The sequence below is a fragment of the Maribrevibacterium harenarium genome (genome assembly GCF_006385675.1).
Lineage (GTDB): Bacteria > Pseudomonadota > Gammaproteobacteria > Pseudomonadales > Marinomonadaceae > Marinomonas > Marinomonas harenarium.
In genome coordinates, this window is record NZ_VFRR01000043.1 from 1 (window position 1) to 25,998 (window position 25,998).

Here is a 25,998-nt window from a genome sequence, read left to right on the forward strand (position 1 = left end):
AATATCTACCCCACTATCTCAGCTGGTTCCGGTATATGAAGCAGAATGAAAAGTCAGATCAAGGTCTGCTGTTTGCTGCTATGACCAACACCTAACTACAACACAGCCTTTTATATACAGTACTGTATAAACAAACAGTAAAGGTGTGATTATGTCTTCTTCTTTGCTTAAAAAGCCACTAAAGCGAACCTATCTACTACTAACCTTATTCTTGATTGCTATGTACGCGCCGGCAAAAGACTTGCTGACACTGCTGCAACAGCAATTTAGCCAAGCGAACATTGGCATTCAGACGATCTCATTTGGCAACCAATACCCATGGCAAGCAACGACTCATACCGGCTTTGTGCAAGCTTCAGAAAGCCTAACCGAGCCACAACAGATTTTCGTGCGTTTTTCCTTGCAAAACCCTTCAGCGACGCCGCAAATCTACAACAAGATCTGGCTTTATTTTGAGCATGAAAACGGCGATCGTGAATACACCACCGACTACACCCTGTACGACCCAGTCAGTCGTAGACGTTTAATCGGCTCGGCCGTTGAGGTTGGGCCAAGTACAAGTGTAGAGGTGTTGGCTTCTTACCGTTACATCCCAAGTTTTCAAGCGCGGGAACCGGTTAGTATTTCGGTTTCCTGGCAAGGGGATGATGTTCTCAGAAGCAGTAGCTGCCAATACAAGTTATCCACAAGTGCGATGACCCAGACAGGGGCGGAATGCCTCTAATACAGCAATAATTCACAAGCCGCTCGGCATAAGGATTACCTTTAGTTACTTTGGTTGGTGCTAATAGCGGCTCGTAATGGGATCTATTTTCCTAAAGCAATATGGTTGATAATCGTTTTTATTTGCAATAAGATCTCTGGACTTTCATAAACAATGGACACGGAGCCTGGAGACACATGAAGAAATTAATGACCCCACTGGCCGGCGCAGTCGCCGCTGCGTTACTTGCCGCTTGCAGCAGCCAATCGGTAACTTCTAACAACGATGCAACGGCAATCAATGTAGTCGATCATTACGCAGACATAGCAGAAGCTGTGTATGGGGATTCTTACACCACTGCACTAACTCTCCAAAGTGCCATTAACACCTTTTTGGACAACCCTACCGAAGCCAACCTGGAGCAAGCAAAACAAGCGTGGATTGCAGCCCGCGTTCCTTATCAGCAGAGTGAAGTTTACCGTTTCGGTAACGCCGCCGTTGACGATTGGGAAGGTAAGGTAAACGCTTGGCCCCTAGATGAAGGGTTGATCGACTACACTGCACCAGCTTACGGCACAGAAAGCGATATCAACAGCCTCTACACGGCAAATGTGATCGCTAACCCTACATTGGAAATCGGCGGTGAAACGGTCGATGCGACCAATATCACCCCAGAGCTTATTGCTGAGCATCTACACGAAGCAGATGGGGTCGAAGCCAACGTAGCAAGCGGCTATCATGCCATTGAATTCCTACTATGGGGACAAGACTTAAATGGCACTAACCCTGGTGCAGGTATGCGCCCAGCGACGGACTACGACCTAGCGAATTGCAGTAACGGCAATTGCGAGCGCCGTCGCCAGTACCTATCCGCGGTCACTGAACTATTGGTCGCTGACCTAAAAGAAATGGCCGATGCATGGAAAGACGGTGGTTACGCCCGTACTGCCCTAGTGGAGCAATCTCCAGAGCAAGGTTTGTCTACCATTTTGACTGGCATGGGTAGCTTGGCCTACGGGGAACTTGCCGGTGAACGCACTAAGCTTGGCTTGATGCTGCATGATCCAGAAGAAGAGCACGATTGTTTCTCTGACAATACGCACTACTCCCACTACTACGATGCCAAAGGTATTCAGAACGTATACTTGGGCGAGTACCAACGGGTTGATGGATCTTGGGTGAAAGGCCCATCCCTTTCTCAGCTAGTCGCTTCCAAGGATGCTGCTCTGGATCGTGAAATGAAGGCGAAGCTGAACGCTACCGATTCTGCTGGTCAGGCAATGGTGGATGCCGCTAATCAAGGCCAGACTTTCGATGTGTTGATCGCAATGAACAACCCAGAAGGCAACCAACTGGTACAGAACTTCGTCGATGCGCTAGTAGATGGCACCCGCACCACCGAAGAAATTATTCGCTTGTTGGATTTGCAAGATATCACTTTGGAAGGCTCTGATAGCTTAGACAATCCAAGCGCTGTGTTTTAATAGCGATTGCCATTGCAAAGGGTGACGATATGTCGCCCTTTTTGCGTTTTTTCAAAGCTATAGAAAGCAAGTTCAATGAAGTTACTTTTTCGTGATTTATTAGCTCGTAATTTGCTAGCACACCAGGTTTCAGCATTTGGTTTCATAGCGCTATTTGGTCCGCAAGCATTCGCCTACGACCAACCAATAGCGGGCATGAGCCCAGAGCAACGACTGGAATTTTCCTTGGGCAAAAGCTTGTTCGAGCGCTTTTGGGTGCCCTCCCCGTCATCCACCACCGCAAGTGATGGACTCGGCCCATTATTCAATGCGCGATCGTGCCATAGCTGTCATGTAAATGGTGGGCGGGGACACGCTCCGACCGCCGATCAGCTCGGTAGTGATGTCCCCTCTTTTTTCATTCGCTTAGGGGCGATCACTCAACCTTCTATGGATAAAGTTATCGGCGACCCAGTCTATGGCCGACAAATTCAACCCTTCTCCGCTACCAAGGTGATGCCTGAAGCAGACTATCGAGTAATTTGGCAACAAAAGTTAGTTCAGCTTGCCGATGGCACCGAGGTGAAATTGCGCCAACCGGTACTCGATTGGACGCGTTTAAACTATGGGGAACTCGCAGCGGATACGGGAATATCCATGCGGGTATCACCACCGCTCGTCGGTATGGGGCTATTGGATAGCATCCCATTGTCGCGGTTACAGCAATTAGCCGACCCGGATGACACTAACGCAGATGGTATCAGTGGGCGTATAAACTGGAGAGAAGTAAACGGCAACTTGGTGGCGGGGCGCTTCGGCCATAAGGCCAGTAATGTGAGTTTACGGGAACAAAATCATTCTGCTTTTAACGGGGATTTAGGGTTATCGACGCCACTATTCCCTTTCCCTAGTGGCGACTGTACCTCTGGTCAGCCCCTTTGCATCGACTCCCCGAATGGCAACTCCCCTCACTTAGATGATTTGGAAGTGAGCCTGGAGCAGAGCCGTTTAGTGGATTTCTTTGTCGCCCACATGGCACCACCAGCCATGAGAAACCTTAATGAGCCTTGGTTTCTAGAAGGGAAGGCGATTTTTGATGAGCTGAATTGTGGTGCTTGTCATACCCCCAAGCACACCACTCAATCGGATCGTTTCCCCCTATTAGATGGAAAAACCATTTATCCCTTTACCGACTTATTGCTACACGATATGGGCCCCGAATTGGCTTCTGATTTTCCGGTCTATTCCGCCAACCCACAAGAATGGCGCACTGCGCCTTTGTGGGGTATTGGCTTATCCGATAAGATCAGCGGCCGCACCGGTTTTCTCCACGATGGCCGCGCCAGAACTATTGAAGAAGCCATTTTGTGGCATGGCGGTGAAGCACAGCAAAGTAAACGGGGCTATACCCAACTTAACCAAGAGCAACGCTCTGTACTTATTCGCTTTTTGGAGTCATTGTAATGAAGTATCCACGCAATCTTTCCGCTTTAGCTTGCTCAGTCGCCCTGTGCATAACAAGCCACAGTTACGCTAATGATTGGTCTGCCGCTGTGGCAGGTATCCAAGCCGATGTTATTCAGCCAGCTTATAATAACTTGGCTCGGGACGCCCAGCAGTTACAACAAGCCGTGGCCGAGTTGTGCTTGGCTCCAACCGAACCCAAGCTGCAAAAAGTGAAGCAGCAATTCATCACCAACATCGACGATTGGCAGCAGATTCAATGGTTAAATTTCGGCCCTGTCACCTATTTTATGCGCTATTACGCCATGGAATACTGGCCCGATAAAAAAGGAATTACCCGCCGGCAGCTACAAGGCTTGAGCAAAACGCCTGAGGTCATGACAGATAAAGATTTCTGGCACAGCGCTAGCATTGCTGTGCGCGGCCTGACCGCCATCGAAACACTTCTGTATCATCCTGATTTTAATGTAATAGAACACGCGGCAGATTGTCATGTTCTGACAGGAGTAAGCGAGCATCACGCTGCGACGACGCTGGAAATCGCCAAACAATGGTCTGAATCTAAAGTGGGTGACTGGGTCTTTTTAGACGAAGATAGCAACAGCTCCCCCGACCATGGGGCGATGGAACTGTTTGTACAGCAGTGGATAGAGCATCTTTCAGCAATCAAAGACAGTAAATTAGAAACTCCAATTGGCTACAATGGTCGCGCTAACCTTAAGTTGGCAGAGTTTTACCGTAGCCAACAATCCCTACCCGCTATTATCGAAAACCTCGCCACTTATCCGGTACTATTCCATGCTGGTCAACCCTCTCTGTATGAGTTAGCGAAACGAAACGATGGGCCACAGGCGGAGGAAATGGACCGTTTATTCCAACAATCGGTTAGCTTGGCTAAAGCGCTCCCGGACGATTTCTTTAGTGGATCTTACTCGCAACAACAGCGCGTCGAGTTAGCTCGCCCCTTGGTTCAATCCATTTCTCAGTCTCAGGACAAGTTGGTCGAGCTAGTGACTAGCCTTGGTTTCAATATTGGTTTTAACAGTCGCGATGGGGACTAACATGCTTTCTCGCCGCCAATTTCTCGCTGCCGGACTTGCACTTGGTAGCGCTCCCTTATGGGCGAACTTAATCGGTAGCCGTGAAGGTATGTATGTCTCAGCTTTTTCGAGTGATGGTAACCACTTCGCCGCCGGCTTCAATGATGTAGGTAACATTCTCTGGCATATTCAACTACCCGAACGGGCCCATGCACCAGTACTACATCCAACCCAAGCGGTTGCAGGGTTTGTCGCCCGTCGACCTGGGTTTTATATGGATTTTGTGAATGTCCGCACGGGAGATTTTTTACAACGCATTACACCGACCCAAGACCATCATTTCTATGGTCATGCACTTTTTAGCCATGATGGAGATTTTCTCATCACCCAGGAAAATCACTTCCCAACTGGAGAAGGGAAAATCTTTGTGCGGCGCTGGCCTAGTGCTGAAGTGGTAGCAGAGTACTCCAGTGGCGGCATCGGCCCCCATGAAGCGGTATTTCTAAACTCCTCGACCATAGTGATCGCCAATGGTGGACTGAGAACTCATCCTGATAATGATCGGGATATTCTGAATTTGGATACCATGGCCCCTAATTTGACTTATTTGAATTGGCAGACTGGGGAAATTTTGCAGCAAGTAAAACACGCTGATAAGTGGCATCAGCTCAGCATTCGCCATCTCGATGTTAATCAGCATGGCGAAGTGGTGATAGGTTGCCAGCATCAAGGTGAAGCCTGGGAGCAAGTCCCCCTGGTTGCAGTCAGTCGCATTGACGCAACCGATTTTCGTTACCTAGACATGCCAGAGCCGATTAGAGCTCGGTTTAAGCAATATTGTGGTAGCGTGTGCTTCGATAAATCGGGCGAACTGGTAGCAATCAGTACCCCGAGGGGCGGTTTTGTCGCCTATTGGCGGATTAGTGATCACCAATTTATCGGCGTCGATAACTGTCGCGACGTATGCGGCCTAAGCCCTTCAAATGAATCTGGTTCATTTATATTGACGAGCGGCACAGGCAAGGTACTTAACACACTTGTTTACGAAAACCACATTGAGTTAATCACTCAGCATGCTAGTATCCGTTGGGATAATCACCTACGCAGGGTAACAATCTAGCCATCTAGGTGTGTTGCCCGTAAGCACAAACTAGGATAGTCGACGTGCAGTAGTAACTTAGTCAGAGGAGCAGCGAGGCAGGTTTGCTTCCTCATTTTGTACACGTTGTAGTTTGTTCATGCTATTAAAATTTTTAGCTCGTTTCTTCTTAGTTGGAACAGAGAGTGAAGACAGTTCCTCGCTTGCCCTGTTCAAAGTAAGTGCCCTACGCATTATTTTAACGTGCTGCCTAGCCGTTTGCTTGGGGTATACATTTAATGGGATGTTTAATGACATTTCCTCCCATTTTGTCGCCTACGGTATATTCTTTAGTGCTGCTTTAGGGAGCTTGCTGTATTTTAGTCGGTCCCATACTCAGCCTGTTGCCGCGATCACGCTAGGACTATTTGGCGCCTTTGGTGTTTTGCTAGCCTATGGGTCGGATGATCTCAACGCCGTCAAACTAGGGTTAATCAGTCTGTATTCGTTGCCATTGCTGGCGCGCATCTTATTTTCTTTCCGTCTCGCCGCCATCATCAGCATCGCCAATATTGCCTCTTTTGCTTTGGCCATGTATGAGTCGTACCACTTTACCAACCCAGACACCGAACTGTTTGGGGGTGTTTACTTCCAAACTTTGTCTTTTATTCTGCTTAACTTCGCTCTGCCCTTCTCTGTATCTCGGGTATTTCATACCTTGCAGGAATCTTTGGAGAAGCAGCAGGATCTTAATGAACGACTGAATCATCACTCTGAATTGTACGAGGAAATCTTTGAGCATACTGGCACGCCAACCTTATTGTGCAGCAGCAAAGGTGAAATTCTAAAGGCAAACCAGCAAGCGGTAGAGTTGTTACAACCACTCCGTAATCAGGCAATAGAGTCCTCTACCATTAACGACTGGCTTAGCCCAATTACCGATGCCAAAAGTCGCTATTTCTGGCAAAAAAACGTTTCGGAATGCTCCCTGCGGATTGATAGAAAGGTACACATTGAAGTACATCGTTCCAGCCTGACAAATCATGGCCACTATGTGTTGCACTTGCAGGACGTGTCGCACTTGAAAGCCTTGGCCGAAGAGCTAGAGACAACTCAGCAAACCAATTCTCAACTAGCTCATTTTGACTCCTTGACCCGACTGCCTAATCACCAGAACTTCTGTCGTCAGGTCAATCACCGCATCAAGAATGTGGCCCAGTACTATACCGGCGCTATGTTTATTATCCGCATTAGCCAATTCAAACTGTTGAACAAGCAATATGGCCGTGACCATGCGAACCGAGTAATCTTGAGCTTCTCTCGTAGCTTACAAAATAAACTATCAGCACAAACGATCACTGGCCGACTGCGTGGGGTGAAGTTTGCTTGCTTCTTGCCTCTTGGTCAGACCTATCTAATTCAACGCAACCTTTCCGCTTTGATTAAATCCGTATTGCCCACCAGCATTGAGATTGAAGGCGATCAACTCAATATGGATTACCAAATTGGCGTAGCCTACTACCGCAATGAAGGTGAAAGTGCCGAGGAACTGCTTGAACGCTGTGAAATGGCCCTAGAGTACTCCACCAGTGCGGACCGCATCTCCTACTACAACCACAACCTCGAAAGTAAACTCATTCAAAATCATCGTCTGGGTTTACAGCTAGCCGAAGCCGTTAAGAACAAAGAAATCCAGATTTGGTTACAACCACAGGTACATCCATCTGGTGAAGTCCGCTCCTTTGAAGCTTTAGCACGCTGGCAATTAGCGGATGGCACTTACGTGTCACCGATGATATTTATCAAACTAGCGGAAGAGCTTGGATTGCTGCCAAAACTGGCGGAAGGCTTGCTGCGTGAGCTGGTTTCGGTGCTAAAAGGTTGGCATCAAGAACATATCTCGATCCCCATTGCCTTTAATCTTGCCGGCCAAGAACTCATGAACGACGTGTTCTTTGCCCTGCTCATGTCACTCACTTCTGATCATCCTTGGTTAAGTGAGCTGTTGGAGTTGGAAATTACCGAGACTAGTCCAGATATGACTCAGCCTTTGATTCATAAGCGCTTGCGCACTCTGTCTCAGTACGGTTACACCATTGCGATTGATGACTTTGGCACCGGCCAAGCCTCTATGGGCCAACTGATTGATATTCCTGCCAATATTTTGAAAATTGATCGCCGCTTCGTTGCGCCATTGCCTGCCGACCAGCGTCATTTAGATATCGTTAAGTCCACGGTTCAGCTAGCCAAATCACTGAATATGAAAGTGATAGCCGAAGGTATCGAAAACCGGGAACAAGCTAACCTATTGATCAGCCTTGGTTGTGACACGCTACAAGGCTACTACTTTGGTAAACCGGCCCCAATCTCAGAGTGGATTGAGAATGACAACGCCAAAGCAAAATCCCTGCGTATGGTTTACTAGCGAGGGACTACCCTCGCTATTTTTGCCGGAAAAGCTTTCACAAGCGGCTAGGGCAATAGCTTATCAAATACCGCGCAGTCACTGTTGCGTTTATCAGCCTTAAGACGGGCCACTTTCTGCAGCAAGTTTTGAGATGCTTCACGTTGCCCAACCGACACGTTCTCGTCCACGGCATTACGCTCCAACATCGCCACATACTTGTTTAATCGCTCAGTACAGCGATCTTCCTCGGCGTATACACCGGCACTAGCACCTAGTACCCAGAGAGTCAGTACAACGGGAGTTAACGACTTCATAATTGTTTCCTAAAATCAGAGGTTAGGTTTTAGCACATTATACCCGCTCAACCGTGCATCAATAATGTAATCTTCACACTTTGTATTTCGCCCATTAAAAAGCTCAGCCAAGAGCTTGGCTGAGCTTTTATCGCCACTTAATGCGGTAACCGGCGATGGGTCACTGACGCCGATAGCGTAACAGCGTATCCTTAGACGGCCCACTCCCCCGTGGTGAACGGTTGGTTGTAATCACATAAAAACCATCGGAACTGGGTAAGATCTGTCGGTAGCGCTCACCGGTACTGGGTAATGGCTGTAGCGTTTTATTGGACTCGTCCAATACATATAGCCCGTTTCCTTTTAGTGTGGCCATTACCAGTTCAGAGCCAACAAATGCTATGCCAGAGGGGGCCCAAGTCGTGCGCCCCGAATGTACAAAAGGAGACTCCATTCCCGCTTGGCTTTCATCCCCAGAGATTACCGGCCATCCATAATTGCCACCGGCACGGACACGATTTAATTCATCCAATGCAGCTTGGCCGTGTTCCGCGACGAATAGCTCGCCGTCAGGACTCCAAGCCAAACCTTGGGGGTTACGATGACCAATGGAATATACTGGGGAATCCGGATAAGGGTTATCCGCAGGGATACTGCCATCCGACGCAACGCGCAAGATCTTACCGGCTAAATTGGAGGTATCTTGGGGGCGTTGATAGTTCTCTGTCCAGCCTGTGGTGACGTAAAGATACCCATCGGGGCCAAATGCGATGCGCCCCCCATTGTAATAATCATGGCCGGGGATGGCGTCGATGATGATCTGAGTTTCTTGCCAAGAAGACCCAACCAACTGCGCCATTACTACCCGATTAAGCGGAAGACCATTGTCACTATAGGAATAGTAGAAATACGCATGTTTAGAGGAAGAGAAATCCGGTACTAACGCAACGCCATGCAGCCCAGCCCCAGAATGGGTGCGAAGTGGTGTTGACGGTTGGAATGTCTGCCTTTGCAACCGCCCCTCTGAATACCATAAGACTTCCCCAGATTTTTGCGTGACAAGGAGCTGCTGCTTGTCTACCGCTACTAAATCCCAAGGGTAGTCCAAGCCTTCGGCGATGACTTCAATGCGCCAATCTTGCGCCTTACTCTGTAAAATTGGCTGTTGCTCCAAAGCTTGGGCAATCAAACTATGGCTTGCCAATAGACCGACAGCGATTTTGGATAGTTGCTTACGCCAATGCATCTTAGCTTCCCTATGGGGAAATTTGCTCGATGGTGACTTGGGTTTTGCCTAGCTTACGTAGCCAACTCAAACCTTCGTCAATATCCCCAAGTTTTACGAGTCCAGATGAATAACCAAAGTCTTTATAAAAAATCGCCAAGTTACCCCAAGGCGCATAGTAGGTAATCTCGCCTACGGATGGGTCATGACCACTTGGTGCTCCTTTTGTGGAAAGCTTCTTCGGAAGATAGGCGATTTTCTCTGTGGCAGCATAGTCACTCAATTCAATCGTAACCGGTAACTGCGCCACAAAGTCTTGGCTCGCTTGGCTATCATTCAAGGTTGCCGTGGCAGCACCATCGTTGGTGCTAATGCGAATACGCAGCTCTGCTGCTGATGTGGATTGTATGCCCATGGTAATAAGCAAAGCTCCTAGGATAAGTTGTTTCAACATAACGAAAGACTGCCAAATCATTTGCGACTATCAAACACTTTTTGGAATATAGGCATAGCGCTATATACATTCGGCCAATTCACATAAAACGCCATCTGTGTAAGGGCTTCAGAGGCTTCACCTTGCTCAAGGCCGTTGTCCAAAGCGCGATTTAAATGGAATGGCACTTGCTCAGACTGTCCATTGGCAACCAGGGACACGACCGTAACCAAGCTACGATCCCTAGGGGTCAAATCTGGCCGTAGCCATACTTCACGAAACAGGGGCTCGCGGGTTAAGTCTGCCACACCTTGTGATGTTGGAGCATAATGAGTCTGAACCGATTGCTCTCGGGCTGCTTCAAATTTTTCATCAAGAGGCAACAATTCAACGTCGCGATCCGGCAAAGTCGATACATCCACACCTTTTTCTTGATAAACGAGATCGGCTATCTGAGCAGCCGCAACGGCATTATTCAGACCTGCATAGAAAGCTAAATGAGTGATAATGCCAGAAAGTTCTACCGGAGTGAGGCCATTGTCCAACGCTCTGGTGAACTCCATCATCTGCAATTGAGTTTTTCCCGCTGCTATCAAGGCTGATACAGATACCAAACTGCGATCTCGCAGGCTGAGCCCTTGACGCTGCCAAAGATTGTTTTCAATCACTTCGGTTTGATATTGAGCTAACGCTGGAGCTGATCGCTCCAGTGTAGCATTCAGGTTTTCCGCACTCGCTGCGCTGGCCAACATTGATAATGCTAAGGTAATTAGTTTGGGCTGTTTCACTGCAATTCTCCTGAGCAAGTAAGTTAGAAATTCATTCGCCATATAAAAATGCCGGAGCATATCTCCGGCATCGTTGTGATTACATGTTGCTGCTAAAGAACTCTTCAAACTTCGCAAATGGAATCAGTTCTTTGTTGTGGTAGAGGTCCACATGGGTTGCCCCCGGGATCACCACAAGCTCCTTCTCTTCCCCTGCTTGAGCATAGACATCTTCGGTGAAGTAACGGGAGTGAGCGACTTCGCCGATGACAAACAAGATTGGGCGAGGAGAAATCCATTTAATATTGTCCAGCAAGGCAAAGTTGATGAAGCTTGGGGCTCTGGTCATGGTGAACTGGGCAATCGAGTTATGGTGGTACCCCAATGGACGGTTGTAGAACTCCGCAAATTCAGAACCAATCGGGTCGTTTTCCTTGTCTATTTCCATTGGTGGGCGTGGCGTTAGCGCAGGAGCATGACCTTCAAACTCGGCGTAGCGTTGCTCGGCAATCTGGTCTAGCCAACCATTACGCTGCTCGTCGGTAAGGGAGTCAGCGAAGCCCATTTTGTGATAACGGGAAATATCGTACATGCTCACGGTAGCCACCGCTTTTAGGCGGCGGTCAACTTGTGCCGCACTCAATGCAAAGCTGCCGCTACCACAGATACCAATAGCGCCAATGCGATCACGATCCACAAATGGGCGCGTTCCCATAAAGTCCACACCTGCGCTGAAGTCCTCGACAAAAAAGTCCACGGAAGAGGCGTGACGTGGCTCGCCACCACTGTAGCCATTGAAAGAGGCATCAAAGGTTAATGCCACAAAGCCACGTTGGGCCATTTCATTCGCGTACAAACCTGGGCTTTGCTCTTTCACACCACCGTAGGGGGCGCCGATGATTAGGGCTGGATATTGCTTGGTTTCATCCATGTCTTTTGGCAAGTACAAATCCCCGGCTAGGGTGATACCGTAGCGGTTTTTGTAGCTAACAGGCTTACGCACAACGTTTTCACTTAGAGTAAAGATGTAGTTATCGACAGCTGGCATAGTCGTCTCCTTAATGGCCTAGCGGTTAAATTGATAACAACACTTTAATGAATCCTAGCTAGACTACGTTAGCCTATTACTCTTGATTTATTGCCTATTTGTACAAGCCTAAAAACTCAGGGTATTTACCCTCTAAATTGTGAACTTATTCAAAAAGTCTTATAAAACGACATAAACTATTGATTTAAAACAATATTATTTAAAAATAAGGGATATCCCTCGTCCACAATACTAAATTCGCGCAAAAACTAAGGAATAAAAAACCATCCAATACATTGCCTAATAAAATTGCAATATAGACTAGAGCTCGATTATGATTGCAGCTTACTAACGCCCATGTTTGCGGAGCCTCCATGCATACAGGTTTACATCATTTGACAGATTCGGTGTTGCGGCTAGCACAAGGTCGTAACCAGTTCATCACCCCTGTCGAAGGGCTGATCATTAACCGCTGGGAACACCCCACGCCCCCGACGAGCTATTCCCATAAGCCCAGCATCTGTCTCATTACCCAGGGGGTAAAGCGAGTTATCCTCGGGGACGAAACCTACGTTTACGATGCCAATCAGTTTTTGATTTCCTCGGTGGACTTACCCATTGTCGCCAACATTGTTGAAGCGACCAGCGACCAACCCTATATTGGTTTGGTGCTAGAGCTGGATCTCAAAGAAATCTCGAAGCTGATATTAGAATGTGGCATCCACTTTAAAGAGAGCAATCAAGCGAAAACCGGCATGGCGGTCGGCTGTTTAACCAAGGAAATCCTCGACGCCTTCCAGCGCCTAATCAACCTGTGTGAGGACGAAGACAGCATTCCCATACTGGCGCCAGCGATCAAGCGGGAAATATTTTATCGTTTACTAAAAAGCCCCCAAGGCCACCTACTCCATCAAGTGGCCACAGCTGGCTCCCATAGCCAACAAATTGCCCGGGCCATTGACTGGCTATATGATCATTTCCATGAGCCTTTGAGTGTCAGCAATCTTGCCAACTATGTCGGTATGAGCAAGTCTGCCTTTCACCAGCACTTTCGTGCCGTCACTTCTATGACTCCGCTACAATTTCAGAAGAAACTGCGCCTTAATGAAGCGAGGCGACTGATGCTAACGGAAAGCCTCGATGCCTCCGCCGTCACCTACCAAGTGGGTTACGAAAGTCCTTCCCAATTCTCTCGGGAGTATGCCCGTTTCTTTGGTTTACCTCCGAAAAGAGACATCGAAACCCTAAGAGAATCCCCTTATATCACCCAATAGCCGTTATCCCATTATGGCTTTGACGGAGTAGTAGAACTCCCAGACTGTTATTCCCGGGAACAGCCGGGGCCCTGCACTACACTACGCCCACCCTGGTTGGGGCTGATGCGGATTTGCGTACTAATGCGTTCCTTTAGGGCCGACACATGGGAAATAATGCCGATTAATTTCTCTTCTTCGTGCAATGAAGCGAGGGTATCCAACGCCACTTCTAGAGCATCTTCGTCCAAGGTGCCAAAACCTTCATCCAAGAATAGGGAATCCACCCTCACCTTACGGCTGGACATTTTAGACAAGCCTAATGCCAGCGCTAAGCTGATAATAAAGCTTTCTCCACCCGATAGGTTCTTGGTTGAACGGATATCCCCCGCTTGGTAGTTGTCGATAATATTTAGCTCTAAGGGCGCTTGTTCATCCCGCACCAGTAGATAGCGGTCAGACATTCTCTCTAGCTGTCGGTTGGCATGGGCGACCATGAGCTCGAAAGTTAAGCCTTGGGCAAAGTTACGGTATTTTTTACCGTCCGCTGAGCCAATTAAACTGTGCAAATGATCCCAACGCTGGCACTCACGCTGCTGTGCCTCTAAAGCTGCCTGCTGTGATTGCACCTTGACTAGGTTCGCTTCATGTTGCTGCAAGCTGACTTTCAACTGGGCTATTTGCTCCCGAAGCTGCTCCATTTGCTGGTTGGCTTCTGCTACCTGTGACTCTAACTGATCTTGGGAAACCTCATCTTGCAGCTGCTCAATCAGCGCTTGTAATCGGCTGCGACGGTCAGCCATCATAGTGGCTAGTTCCTGCTGGCGTAGCTCGTAACCATGGTGCTGTTGTTGCAACGCCGCTAACTCATTGGCTTCGATACTCGCCGCCAAATAAGCGCTTTCGTCCTTAAACTGACGGTCGGCTAAGCCCTGTTGCCAGCGGACCGCCGCATCCTCTAGCTCGGATACAACCTGTTGCTGTTGTTGTTCCACGGCTTCTAGCTGGGTTTCTAACCTTGCTAAATCCCCATGAGCCCTCTCCTTCGCTGCCCGAGCCTGAACCAGCGCCTGCTCCGCGTTTTGCATCTCCTGTTGCTGGCTGTTGCGCTCCTGTTCAGGGCAGCGCTCTTGGAAGAGAGTGAAGCGTTGCTGTTGCAATGTACCGAGGCGTTGTTGATCTAGTTGTAATTCCTGTTCCAACTCCCCTAAAGCCTGACGATTTGCTTCTAGGGTGGCGCATAAGCGCTCTATTTGGGCATGTAGCTGGTGTTGCTGTTGCTCGCTGTAACGTAGATTATCCTCAGCGGCGAGCCATAGGCGCTGACGCTCTTTGAGAGGCTCAAGGGCCGTAGCGGCGTCTTGCTGTAACTGGCTAATACCCCAAGCAGACAATTCTGCTAGCAAGCGCTGTGTGGCCTGCTGCTGTTGTCGCTGCAACTGGTGCTGGGTTTCTTCCCCTTGTGCCAACAAGGCTTGGCGCTCCGCCACGAGACTCTGGTTTTGTAACACGTGCTTTTCACCGGCGTACACAGATTGCTGGGCTTGCTCTACTTTGGCTTTTTGCGCGGTGATTTGCTGTTCCAGTAAGTCTGCTTTTGCCAATAATTCTGTCACGATTTGCAACTGCGCCATGACAGCATCGACTGCGGGAATTTGCCCATGGGCATAGGGATGCTCTAGGGCCCCACATAATGGGCAAGGGTCCCCATCTTTTAGCTTCTGGCGCTGCTGCTCCAAGCTTTCAATACGCCGTAAATAATAGGCTTCTTGTTCATAGCGGTCCTTCTCGGCACGGTATTCCCGCACTAATTTCCCCGCCAATAATTGGTCTAACTGCTGTTGCCATTCATTAAGCTTACTAAGCTCTGACTGCAACTGCTGCTGGGCTAGGTGGTACTGTTGCTGGGCCTGCTCCAGCTGCTGATTAGCAAGGCTGACGTCATGACGGGCACGGGCGAGCCATTGTTCCTGGGCTTGGATACGCTGGTTATCCTCTGACCAATGCTGATAACGGCCTTCAATGGCCGCCAGTTCCTGTACTAACCGCTGGTCGGCTTGGTGTTCTCTCAGGTAGTCCCGGGCGTGCTGTTGCGCTTGGTGTAGTTTATCCCGGTGTTGCTGCTGTTCACTTAACTGTTCTTGGGACTGGGCCACGGTCGCCCGCAGTGTTTCCACACGGGTATACTTCGCCGCCAGACTTGCTTGCTGAGTTTGCAATTGATAATCCAGCTCTCGCACCTGCTGCCAGAGGGGTTCTGACTCGGCAAACCTGCGCCGCAGTGCCACCAGTGCTGCTTCTTTATGCTGGAGCTGGTCGTTGGCGGTGGTAGCAGCCTCTTGCAAGCTCGGCTTTAGATTCGCTAAACGCCATTGCTCTTGCGTTAATCCGGTTTGCCTTTGCCGTAGCGCCGTGATGTTTTGATAAAGTGAATGCAAGGTCGCGGCACGCTGCCCAGCCTCGATACGCTGCTGCAAGCGTTGGAAGAAGTCTTGTTGCTCATGGTGCTGATTCAGTTCGGCTTGGTAGCTATTCAACTCCCCCTGTAGCTGGATTTGTTGCTGGTAAGCTGATAAAGACTGCTGCCATTGTCCCAGTTGTTGCTGGGTTTGTGTCATCTGCTGCTCTAGCTCGATCACTTTATGCTGAGCTGTGTTTAGCTCTTCGTCAGATAATAATGCTATGCCAGATAGTTGCTGTTGCAACTGCTGCAAACGCTGCTTCTCCTCCCGGGTGCGCTCATGTACCGCCACGGATATGTCCGAATAAATCCCAGTGCCGGTGATTTGCTCAAGAATTTTCGACTTTTCTTCACTGTTGGCTTTTAAAAAGCTATCAAAACCACCTTGGGCTAATAACATGGACCGGGTAAAACGGTCGAAGTCCATGCCAGTTTTGGCTTCTATGATACCCAGCACTAAGCTTTTTTTGCTTTCTAGCACTTTGCCAGTATCTGCATCGGCGATTTCATGTTTCGGCTCTTGCAGTTTGCCAGTAACGGATTTGCGCGCTTTACTGTGGCTCCAGTGACAACGAAAGCGACCCGCTTGGGAGGAAAAAGTGACCTCTGCGTAGCACTCCCCCGCTTGTCGCGACAGGATTTCATTACCACTTTTGGTAATACGCCCTAGGCGCGGGGTCGCCCCGTATAATGCCAAGCAAATCGCATCCAAAATCGTTGATTTACCTGCCCCAGTGGGGCCAACGAGGGCGAAAATACCGTTATCTTCATACTCTGGCGCAGTAAAGTCGATACACCATTCACCGTATAAAGAATTCAGGTTTTGAAAACGAAGCTCTAATATTTTCATCGACTGTCCTTACTCGGCGTTGTGATCGGTTTCATACAGGCTTTGCAGAATGGATTGGTAGCAGTGACGCAATGCTTGCTGCTGCTCCGGCTCAATCTGATGGGCATCGAGACAGCGCTGAAATACGTCGTTCGCGTCTAAATCATCTAGTGTCTCGCTATCATCAATCTGGCGCATAATGCTGGCCATGGCGCGGCTATTTTTAATGCGTAGCACCTCTAGTTGGGTATTTTCCGTCAACTCACGCAGACTTTCTCTGAGTAGGTTGACTGACTCACTACCGGTGAATTCGATCTCTAGCCAGGCTTGACTGTGTTGCTGCTGCAATTGCTCTGCTTGTTGCATGATAGTTTGCTGATCCCCTTTTAGGCGGATCAACTGCTGCCAACAAGGCACTTCCAGAGGTTGAATGTCCAATTTGGCGTCGGACAGGGTCACTAAAACCACTTGTTTGGTTTGTTTCGCTTCGCCAAAGCCCATGGGTATTGGGGAACCGCTATAACGGATATGCTCCACCCCGCCCACCGTTTGCGGTACATGGAGATGCCCTAAGGCCACGTAATCCAAATAGTCTGGAAATACATCCGCGCCAACATGGGCCAACGTGCCCACATAGAGCTCTCGCACGCCATCCCCATCGAGGGTTTTGCCCCCAGCGGCAAACAAATGTCCCATGCCGATAATGGGAATCTGGGGCGCATTTAGCGTGTCACGCAAAGTTCGCGCATGGGCACAGACCTCACTGTAATGTTGCTTGATGCCCCAGATAAGCTTACGGTTTTTATCATCGATGCTTTCCCCGGCTTCTTGACTGCGAATATCTCTGTCACGCAAGTAAGGTACAGCACACACTATGGCTTCAGGCTGTTGCTGCTGATCTTTTAACACAATCACTTCGTCGGAGATGGCATCGCATTTCGCCCCAACCACATACACATTCAGCGCTTTGAGTAAGGACTTGGGCGCTTCAAGAAACGATGGGGAGTCATGGTTGCCGCCGATGATCACTACATGACGACAAGGAGAGGCCGCAACCTGGCACAAAAACTCATAGTACAATTCTTGGGCACGGTTGCTGGGGGTATTGGTATCGAATACATCCCCAGCGACTAACAGCACATCCACATGCTGCTGGTTTAAGGTATCCACTAGCCAAGCCAGAAATGCCTGAAATTCTGGGTAACGCTTGCGCCCATAGAGCGCCCGACCGATGTGCCAGTCGGAAGTATGCAGTAGTTTCATGGTAAAAATCGCAAAAAGTCGAATGTTCCAACAAGCGTAAGCCAACCGAGATGCTTGCGGCTAGCGGGGCTTAATGGAGCGTAATAGGCACAGAAGAAGGCTGTCCGAGGATTACTCTCGACACAGCTTCTGATAAAAACGGGCAGAGCTTGTCGCCGTGGTGAAACATTTCTCGTGACCCACTGGTAAGCGTATCCAGCTGCCGGGGCCATAACTCGTCCCTGCATAAACGATCTCTCCTTGAAGTATCAATAACTCAGCTAACATATTGGACGTTAGCATATAGGCGGCGCCTGCCGCTAGAGACTGTAAGCTTACTTGCTCCTGCTGATCAGCATACAGTAGACACATCTGATGCTCCGGCGTCACCGTTTGCCAATTGTCCGGATTATTGGTGTCAATGCGTACAAATTCGGTCTCCGTGTCCGACATTTGTCGCAGTTTCACAAAAATCGTCGCCCCATCGGGGCAATAGGGACTATGAACGGAGTCAGGTGGGTTACGAATGTAGGTGCCCGCCGGAAACTCCCCAGTGGCATCGCAAAAGGTGCCGTCTAGCACCAAAATTTCTTCTCCACCGGGATGTGGGTGAGGCGGAAATGAGGAACCAGCAACATAGCGTACTAGAGAAGTTGCCCTTGCTTTCTCCTCGCCTACCCGATCAAGCATCATCCGCTCCACTCCGGCTTGAGGTGAGGCCACCCATTGATGCTCATCGACGCGGATAATAGCAGGTAGTGAAAAATCGGCGTTTAATCGCATTCTAAAACCATCTATTCGAATCTAATGAGGTAAAGACTATAATTTAGTCATGTCCTTGGCGCCAGTCACTTGGTTACGACCATGTTCTTTCGAATAGTACAAGGCATCATCAGCCCTGGAAACCAGCTCGCTTGCCGTTTCATTAGGCATATAAGCGGCGACACCGATACTCGCCGTCACTTCTCCCACAATACTAAAGGTATGCCGAGCTATTCCGGCCCGCAGCGCTTCAGCAACCTTGAGGGCCTCTAACTCTTGGGTGTCTGGCAATACTACTAAGAACTCTTCCCCGCCCCAGCGACCCACTACATCAGCACGTCGCGTTAGTCGTGTCAGCATTTGCGCAAATTCCACCAGAGTGGAATCCCCTATGGCATGGCCAAAGATATCGTTAATGCGCTTGAAATTGTCGATATCGAGAATAATTACCGAGAAAGTCTTACCGAGCTCGCGGTACTGCTCAAGACTCTCTTCCACCCGATGGCGATTATAAAGTCCAGTTAAAGCATCTGTATTTGCCAAGACTTGCAGCTCTTTGTTTTTCGCTTCGATCATTTTCTTGGTTTTTTGCATCACGCTATGGCGCCAGAGCCCTAACAGCAGCAAAACCGCAAAACCGGCAACCACTTTATAAAGCAGACTGTAATCAACTCGGCTCTCGAAACGCACCGCAAGCCATTTATTGCTGATAGCCTGAATATCATCGGCATCCACACTAGATAGGGCTTTCTGCATGACATCGAGCAGCATGGGCTCGTCGTTACGGGTAGCGATACCTAATTCAAACTGATGGTCCATTTTTCCCGCAATATAAAGATCGGTAAAACCCTCTCGCTGTATTGCCGAGGCGATCACCGGTAGCGCATCAATGTAGCCATAAGCTTCCCCGGAGCGAACTTTTTGCACCCCTTCTACCAAGGTATCTACCTCGACAATCTCGATATTGGGATAATCTTTGGCGATTACCTCCACCGTAGAATAGCCACTCAACATCGCCAGCTTCTTGCCATTTAAAATATTCATATTATCGATAAACTGACGGCTATCTCGGGTAGCGATAACGAATGGGTACGAAAGATATGGCAAGGTAAAGTTTAAAAATTCCTTTCTTGATGGCGTTTCCATCGCCAGCGTTAGCAAATCGCAGCGCCGTGACTGGGCAAAAGCCATACTCTCTGCCCACGAAGACGTCGGCACTAGACGCAGGTTTAGACCCGTGTTTTTCGCTACTAACGCCAGTATGTCGGCGCTTACACCCACATGCTTACCCTCATCATCGATGCCCTCAAGGGGCATCCAACTTGGGTCAACACACATGGTAATCGCCCCCTTTTGGGCTAAGTACTCACGTTCTGGCCGGTTGAAACTGATGGACTTCGCCGTTTCGTTAGCGCGAATCCCCAACCACCGATTTGACAAGGCTAAGGTTTCCTCAACGGTGATCGCATCTAAGCCCTTTTGCAGTATGCTGTGTAGCTCTGGGTAATCCGACCGCACCCCAAATCTCAGGTCTTCTTTTTGGATAGTTGGAAGTTGCAACTCCCCGGCGAGACGCAAATTCGTGTAGGCGTTATCCTTAATAAGGGAGTCGATATTGGTCAAATTCTGCATCAACGCATCGACTTGTCCATATACCAGCGCTTTGGTCAACTGTTCGTAGGTTTCGTAGATAACCAATTCCATGGTGCCAAGCTGCTTTAATTCTTTTACGTAAAATACGTCTTTCAGCACCCCGACTTTTTTACCACGTAAACTGTCGATACCATCGTAGCTACCGAAGTCATCACGTACGTAAATCATGATGGGGATTTCATAATAAGGCTCTGTGAAAAGGGTAAAATCGGTGCGCTCGGGTTTATAGGAAATACTTGCTATCATGTCCACTTGGCGCTCTTTAAACGCCGACAAACCACGATTCCAGATCCCGTATTCGGGTTTAAATTGTAGTCCCGTTTTTTCCGACAGAAGAGTGAGCAAATCGTGTTCGTACCCCTGTACCTTACTACCGTGTACAAAACTAAAGGGTGTGAAATCCGGCATCATCGCCACTTTGATGTCTTTGTGTTCGTAGAGAAATGTTAATTCGTCACTGGTCAATGCCACTCCGGGTGAGGCCGCATTAAACACAAAGTTAGTATTCGCAGCCGTTTGAGTGAGACCCATCTCGTTAAATAAATTGCCAATGCGGGTGACACGGTTCAGATCAATACTGCCTATCGGGTAGTTTTTCGGCTGCATCATACGTACTGTCTGTTGCGCTTCGTATACAAGATGGTCACGACTCTTGTTTTGAGAATCGTATTTCGCCTTGATCAACTCCACCGCTTCATCAATATGCTCGAGGGCGTAATACCAGCCTTTGTTGCTCGCCTCAACAAACGCAGCAGTTTGTTCTGGTGATCGCTCGGCGAAATCCCTAGAGGTAAACACATTGACATCGTATAACTCAACGCCAAAGTTGTTGGGGTCGATAATATTGTAAGGAACCCCATTCTTTTTAAGGATATAAGGCTCGTTAGTAAGGAAAATCGATACCCCATCCACTTTGCCGTCAATAAAATCTTGGACATCAAATGTCGGCTGGACAAACTCGATTTTGCTCACATCCACCTTAAAGGTGCGAAACATTTGGGTGTAATTGGCATTTTTGATGTCCGCGTCGGAGACCATAAGACGCTTCCCTTCCAACTCGCTAGGGAAACTGATATCCGCACTGGTCGCAAGCGCTAGGGGCGAGCGTTTGAAATAATTCGCTAAAAAGACAATGGGCTCTCCCTGCTGGGCACGCTCAATAATGCCACTTCCCCAAATTCCGAAATCAGAGCGACCTTCGCTCACTTCCTTGACGATATCCATGCCGTTTTCGTATTCGAGAATGTCTACATCTAACCCGGCTTCCGCATAATAGCCCAGCTCCTTCGCCATATAGAAACCGGCAAATTCGAACTGATGCTTCCACTGTAAGCGCAAGGTGACTTTCTCGGACTCTGCTGAAGCGTAGCTCACCAGTAGCATCATTAAGAGGACGTAAACGGCTTTTACAAATTTAGCGCGAGATAGCAACATGCTGCCTTTTCCAAAGTTAACCAAACGTTAGTTTTTACGGCTACCTGACTCATCAATTGCGAGTACACAAAACAAGATCACACTAGGCATGTTGCTATAACAAGCCTAATTTAGGTATCGCTAACTAGAATAGCCTATTACGCCGTACCAAAATGTTAAATTTGGTTTCGTTTAGGGCATAGCATGACGTGGGTTAGTCACATGGTGGTCACAAAGGCCGAAATAGACGTAACAATGGCTAAACATGCCGGCATTGGCTATTGTCGGCGCTACTCCGATGGAATTTGCCAAGACCCCGGAAGGAAAGACCGCTGTAGGTGTGCAAGGTAACGACTTTTCGTCATCATCGTCCCCATTCCTTTCCACCCATTTCTACCAACCGAGACGCGGCTCGTCTAAAGGAAAAGGCGAGATCATTGGTGGCCGATAATTGTGCAAGTGACACGCCGCTTCGCCCCGTCGCCGACCACTCAAATTCTTCACCCTCTTTGGTGCGAATCATGGTCGTCGCAAAGGAACTCGAGCTCCCCCCCTTCTCACTGACAAACAGTTCTTCATTTCCATCACTGCATTCGATCTGCGCTTCAAAAGCAACAAATAGTTCATCGAGCGGAACTTTTGCCGCTAGCACCAAGCGGGTGCGAGATTCATAACACACGTCGATTAGGTTCACGAATCGCCGCGCTTCGTCGAGGTGATTAGCGCCTAATTGCGGCACTCGGTCTATGATGAGGACCGGAAATCGGTTGCATAGGGAAATATAATCGGCCGTGCCTAGCGGTTGGTGGCATAACTCGGAAAAGTTAAACCAGGCGCACCGGTCATTGAATCGGGCGACCTGGACGGTGCGACCGAAGAGTACGTCAATGACCTCGGCCTCCGTTCCAGATGCAGTGCCACCAAATATTTCTTTCAACTTCGCCTGCACGTTGTTGCCACTATTTTTATCGCCATGATCATCCCTGTTTGACCAAAAATAGGATTGACCGTCCGCTTGGGTTTCGAGTCGATAATCCTTGGTGGAATCCTCCATGGAGATAATGTCGAACCTGTGTTTTACCATGTCTATGAATGGCAAAAAGAGGGATCGGTTAATGCCGCCCTCATACAAGGTATCGGGGGAGCGATTCGAGGTAGCCACTACCACGACATTCCGATCCAATAATGATAGGAAGAGTCGTTTCAAAATCATGGCATCGGCAACATCTGTTACTTGAAATTCATCAAAACAGAGGAGTTGGGCTTCCTGTGCCAATTGCTGCGCAATGATAGGAATCGCATCATCTCGAGGGTGCTGCTGTTTATAGACAAAGATTCGATGATGGACGTCTAGCATGAATTCATGAAAGTGGACGCGGCGTTTGGCAATTTTTGCATGGTTCAGGCGGTTGCTGTCACTGTTACAGCAAGAATCATTATCAGGAATATTAACAGACGCGTAAAAGAGATCCATTAGAAAGCTTTTGCCGACCCCGACCGGTCCATGAATGTACATGCCTCGCGGTGCTGGACCAAAAGACCACAAATGGAACTTCTTTCGAAGAAAGGACTGAGAGGCTGCCATGGATCGCGCCGGTAACCGTAGCAGCGGACGGCTGCTTGTAGAACGTCTCTCTGTCGGTTTATCGGTACACACGGGTACTGGTGGGAGCGAGGTAAGAGACTCGAGCAGGGCATCAAGTTTTGCCGCGAGAGCGAGTTGCGCATCATCTCGTCTAACCTCCCCCGCATCCACTTTGCGTTCATACGCAGCTGTCACGTGGCCTGTCGGGAGAGACTGTCGAGCGACGCGTTGTTGTGCTGCCATTTTCTTCATCACAGTCTTCATCATGGGGCTGATAAGTTTATCAACATGGTAGGGATAGTATGATCCAGTACGCTTCTCATCACTTTTTAGATTGCCTTAGGTCTAGGGATTTATGTTCCATAGATAAAGCAGCCTAGTCTTATCTGAATATTTTCGAACAATAGGTTAGCGATCAAATTCATCAGGAAAGGTTCGCCGCGGGTCGAGGCCTACGGTTTAAAGCACATTGATAAAAAGAACAATATGGGAAAAGTGCCGGAGAAGGAAACCCCGCCGACGCTTTGTCGGAATTCAAACTAAGGTATCGCTCCTGAGTATAGAAAATAATTCGGGCGACGCTCAAAAACAGCACAAAAAACAATCAAAATGCCATTTTTTGCAAAGCAAGATTCAGAGGCAAATTTTCACTTTGGTCACAAGTTGGTCACATGGGGGTCACAATGGCCAAAATGGACGTAACAAGGGCTTAGGGGTTGACTTTTACAGAAGAGAAACAGGGAATAACAAAAAAGGTCGCAAAACGCTGGAAGGATTGGTATAACTGGCTTTGAGGGATTTCTAAACCTGAGGAAACACTGACAAAAATATGGTGGGTGTGGAGAGGTTCGAACTCCCGACATTCGCCTTGTAAGGGCGACGCTCTCCCAACTGAGCTACACACCCATCTTAGAGATGGCTCACTTTCTAAGGGATAAGAAAGTGGCGGAACGGACGGGACTCGAACCCGCGACCCCCTGCGTGACAGGCAGGTATTCTAACCAACTGAACTACCGCTCCACTTTCACTGATTTGACAGCGCTTGGCTATCTCGTCAAAAGATGTGCCGCATTATAGACATTAATTTCGACAGATCAATACCTTATTTAAAAAAATCTCCAGACTCGGTACTAAAGACAAAGAGATCGTTGATGACCAGATCTGGCTAACTCCCACTGGGATATGCTTTGTATACTTATCGTAGTTTTTAGAGGCTTTGTTTACAAACTGTTGCACAGGCTTGTTACAGTAAGTTTTACATAACCAAACAGTCAAACTACATATACTCACCAAACTCCACAGAAAAGTGGCTAGAACCCACAAATCTGACCAATAATTCAGCTTTCTATATACTTTGTAGCAGGTTTGTACAGTCTGGCTGATCACAATTCAGTTACAGGTCGTTGCAAGCGTACGCTTTTACACAACACATCTCGTCTTAAATTCAGTCCCTGACAGCCAATATAATTTGATCAACATCAAATATTGGTATTTTCAGGGAACACTGGATCATGTCACAGCTGGATAACGTCGCAAAGCTCACCACAGCCTTAGGCGAGTACTTCAAAAGCACACCACTGACCATCGCCGTGGTAGATGATATGCCCTTAGCGCGTCAGTCATTAAAACGCTCAATGGCAAACATTAGCGCCAAGGATGTACATTTATTCAACTCTGCCGAAAGTATGCTATCGGCGTGGAAGTCGCGCCACTTTGATATCATATTGTGTGATTTAAATTTGCCCGGTAAGAATGGCGCATGGCTTTTGAACCAAGCCAAAGAGCTGAAACTCATGGATTGTAGCGACATATTCTTTATGATCTCTGGAGAAACCCGCTCTAAAGCCATAAATGGACTACTTACTCTCTCCCCTGATGAATACATCATCAAGCCTTACAACGAAGTACTACTTTACCGCCGTCTCAAACGTAATCTTGAAAAGCGAGATAACTACATTTCTCTGATGACGGCGCTAAAAGTTGGCACCCATTACCGTATTTTGCTGGAAGACCAACTAGAAAAGAATCGCCCCACGGAACTTGGTGCAGCTAAAAGTTACCGGGCGGTTGGCGATGCTCTACTCGACTTAAATATGTACGATGAGTCGTTAAAGCTATATCGTGATGCTTCCAAGCGTTTCCAAGGCACCCACAACGAATGGGCACAACTGGGCTACGCGACAGCGTTAAATCATACTAACAATAAAGCGGAGGCAATTGAGACCTACACAAAGATGCTAACCAGCACCAATAACCCTTTGCGGATTCATGCTGCATTGGCGGAATGCTACAAAGACGTGGGCAATATGGAGCTGGCCTTGGAAAGTGCCTACGAAGTTTTTAAAGAAGCCTCTCACGACCTACTAATCGCCGAGCAAGTTGCCAACCTTGCGAAAGCTGCGGGAAAACATGCTGTTGCCGAGGAGGCATGTTATCGGATCGTGCGCTTGACCAAGCGCCAAGCTGACGACATAGGTAAACGCCTGTGCGATCATTTGCTGGCTTGCGGGGAGATAATCATCAACGGTCAAGACCCTATCTATGATTATTCGATCGTCAAACGATTCCAAGCATCCCTGCATGAGATGCGTGAGCTGAAGCACGTTAGTCCAGCGGAGCTGTCAAACAGCTACAAAGCGGAAATCCAATACTGCGTGTCGCAGAATAAATTAGATGCGGCCAGCGTTGCTCGTGGTCGATGGTTTAGATTGATTGATGCAGGAAAAGCGCAGGCCTTCACTAAGGCACAGCAATATACATTGGACAAGCTACTTGGCCTCTACAATAAACCAGCATTGGCGGCCTAGGGAAACTACGATCAAGTCAGATAATTCTGGTCTGACTTGTTCCACATGCCAGCAACCCTAAAAACGTGTCAGTTAGCCGCACTTTCCCGAAAA

General features: G+C 48.5%; 18 protein-coding genes and 2 tRNA genes. 8 read left to right on the forward strand and 12 right to left on the reverse strand.

Annotation, left to right across the window (positions count from 1 at the left end):
* The first annotated feature begins 151 nt into the window (after positions 1 to 151).
* The 6 genes from FJM67_RS14635 to FJM67_RS14660 all read left to right on the forward strand — a co-directional run bounded on the left by FJM67_RS14635 (position 152) and on the right by FJM67_RS14660 (position 8,173).
* Positions 152 to 724 carry a hypothetical protein gene (locus FJM67_RS14635; RefSeq protein WP_140590826.1) on the forward strand — a complete coding sequence of 191 codons (573 nt, stop codon included), beginning with the start codon at positions 152 to 154 and terminating at the stop codon, positions 722 to 724.
* 176 nt (positions 725 to 900) lie between these two features.
* Positions 901 to 2,187 carry an imelysin family protein gene (locus FJM67_RS14640; protein ID WP_140590829.1) on the forward strand — a complete coding sequence of 429 codons (1,287 nt, stop codon included), beginning with the start codon at positions 901 to 903 and terminating at the stop codon, positions 2,185 to 2,187.
* Positions 2,188 to 2,262: 75 nt separating this feature from the next.
* Positions 2,263 to 3,630, forward strand: a complete 1,368-nt coding sequence (locus FJM67_RS14645) for a di-heme oxidoreductase family protein (RefSeq protein ID WP_140590833.1) — start codon at positions 2,263 to 2,265, stop codon at positions 3,628 to 3,630.
* Complete coding sequence (locus FJM67_RS14650; RefSeq protein WP_140590836.1) at positions 3,630 to 4,691, forward strand: imelysin family protein; 1,062 nt, start codon at positions 3,630 to 3,632, stop codon at positions 4,689 to 4,691. The genes FJM67_RS14645 and FJM67_RS14650 overlap by 1 nt, the downstream gene beginning before the upstream one ends.
* 1 nt (position 4,692) lies before the next feature.
* Positions 4,693 to 5,790, forward strand: coding sequence for a DUF1513 domain-containing protein (locus tag FJM67_RS14655; protein WP_140590839.1), 1,098 nt, complete (start codon positions 4,693 to 4,695; stop codon positions 5,788 to 5,790).
* 118 nt (positions 5,791 to 5,908) lie between these two features.
* On the forward strand, positions 5,909 to 8,173 hold the full coding sequence (locus FJM67_RS14660) for an EAL domain-containing protein (protein WP_140590842.1): 2,265 nt from the start codon (positions 5,909 to 5,911) through the stop codon (positions 8,171 to 8,173).
* A 47-nt stretch (positions 8,174 to 8,220) separates the two neighbouring features.
* Here the strand turns inward: FJM67_RS14660 and FJM67_RS14665 are convergent, their stop codons facing one another.
* The 5 genes from FJM67_RS14665 to FJM67_RS14685 all read right to left on the reverse strand — a co-directional run bounded on the left by FJM67_RS14665 (position 8,221) and on the right by FJM67_RS14685 (position 11,921).
* Positions 8,221 to 8,469 (reverse strand): hypothetical protein, encoded by a 249-nt coding sequence (locus tag FJM67_RS14665; protein WP_140590844.1) that lies wholly within the window; start codon positions 8,467 to 8,469, stop codon positions 8,221 to 8,223.
* A gap of 160 nt (positions 8,470 to 8,629) precedes the next feature.
* Entirely contained in the window at positions 8,630 to 9,694 is a 1,065-nt protein-coding gene (locus tag FJM67_RS14670) for a PQQ-dependent sugar dehydrogenase (RefSeq protein ID WP_140590847.1), read from the reverse strand.
* A gap of 10 nt (positions 9,695 to 9,704) precedes the next feature.
* Positions 9,705 to 10,127, reverse strand: coding sequence for a cyclophilin-like fold protein (locus FJM67_RS14675; protein WP_219846004.1), 423 nt, complete (start codon positions 10,125 to 10,127; stop codon positions 9,705 to 9,707).
* Between the two features lie 17 nt (positions 10,128 to 10,144).
* Positions 10,145 to 10,894, reverse strand: coding sequence for a carboxymuconolactone decarboxylase family protein (locus FJM67_RS14680; RefSeq protein ID WP_219846006.1), 750 nt, complete (start codon positions 10,892 to 10,894; stop codon positions 10,145 to 10,147).
* A gap of 79 nt (positions 10,895 to 10,973) precedes the next feature.
* The gene (locus FJM67_RS14685) at positions 10,974 to 11,921 is read right to left on the reverse strand and encodes an alpha/beta hydrolase (protein WP_140590850.1); all 948 of its coding nucleotides are present in this window, start codon (positions 11,919 to 11,921) and stop codon (positions 10,974 to 10,976) included.
* A 353-nt stretch (positions 11,922 to 12,274) separates the two neighbouring features.
* Here FJM67_RS14685 and FJM67_RS14690 point away from each other — a divergent pair, with 353 nt between their 5' ends.
* Positions 12,275 to 13,174 carry an AraC family transcriptional regulator gene (locus tag FJM67_RS14690; protein WP_140590852.1) on the forward strand — a complete coding sequence of 300 codons (900 nt, stop codon included), beginning with the start codon at positions 12,275 to 12,277 and terminating at the stop codon, positions 13,172 to 13,174.
* Positions 13,175 to 13,221: 47 nt separating this feature from the next.
* Here the strand turns inward: FJM67_RS14690 and FJM67_RS14695 are convergent, their stop codons facing one another.
* The 7 genes from FJM67_RS14695 to FJM67_RS14725 all read right to left on the reverse strand — a co-directional run bounded on the left by FJM67_RS14695 (position 13,222) and on the right by FJM67_RS14725 (position 24,118).
* The gene (locus tag FJM67_RS14695) at positions 13,222 to 16,464 is read right to left on the reverse strand and encodes an AAA family ATPase (RefSeq protein WP_140590855.1); all 3,243 of its coding nucleotides are present in this window, start codon (positions 16,462 to 16,464) and stop codon (positions 13,222 to 13,224) included.
* 9 nt (positions 16,465 to 16,473) lie between these two features.
* Positions 16,474 to 17,706 carry an exonuclease SbcCD subunit D C-terminal domain-containing protein gene (locus FJM67_RS14700; protein WP_140590857.1) on the reverse strand — a complete coding sequence of 411 codons (1,233 nt, stop codon included), beginning with the start codon at positions 17,704 to 17,706 and terminating at the stop codon, positions 16,474 to 16,476.
* A 111-nt stretch (positions 17,707 to 17,817) separates the two neighbouring features.
* A complete protein-coding gene (locus FJM67_RS14705) occupies positions 17,818 to 18,468 on the reverse strand; it encodes a cupin domain-containing protein (protein WP_140590860.1) in 651 nt (216 codons plus the stop codon).
* Positions 18,469 to 18,504: 36 nt separating this feature from the next.
* A complete protein-coding gene (locus FJM67_RS14710) occupies positions 18,505 to 21,534 on the reverse strand; it encodes an ABC transporter substrate-binding protein (protein ID WP_140590863.1) in 3,030 nt (1,009 codons plus the stop codon).
* A 343-nt stretch (positions 21,535 to 21,877) separates the two neighbouring features.
* A complete protein-coding gene (zapE, locus tag FJM67_RS14715) occupies positions 21,878 to 23,365 on the reverse strand; it encodes a cell division protein ZapE (RefSeq protein ID WP_328591932.1) in 1,488 nt (495 codons plus the stop codon).
* Between the two features lie 563 nt (positions 23,366 to 23,928).
* A tRNA-Val gene (locus tag FJM67_RS14720) sits at positions 23,929 to 24,004 on the reverse strand.
* A 37-nt stretch (positions 24,005 to 24,041) separates the two neighbouring features.
* Positions 24,042 to 24,118 (reverse strand) — tRNA-Asp (locus FJM67_RS14725).
* A gap of 491 nt (positions 24,119 to 24,609) precedes the next feature.
* On the opposite strand from FJM67_RS14725, the gene FJM67_RS14730 reads away from it, so the two are divergent.
* The gene (locus tag FJM67_RS14730; protein WP_140590866.1) at positions 24,610 to 25,905 is read left to right on the forward strand and encodes a response regulator; all 1,296 of its coding nucleotides are present in this window, start codon (positions 24,610 to 24,612) and stop codon (positions 25,903 to 25,905) included.
* Positions 25,906 to 25,998 lie beyond the last annotated feature (93 nt).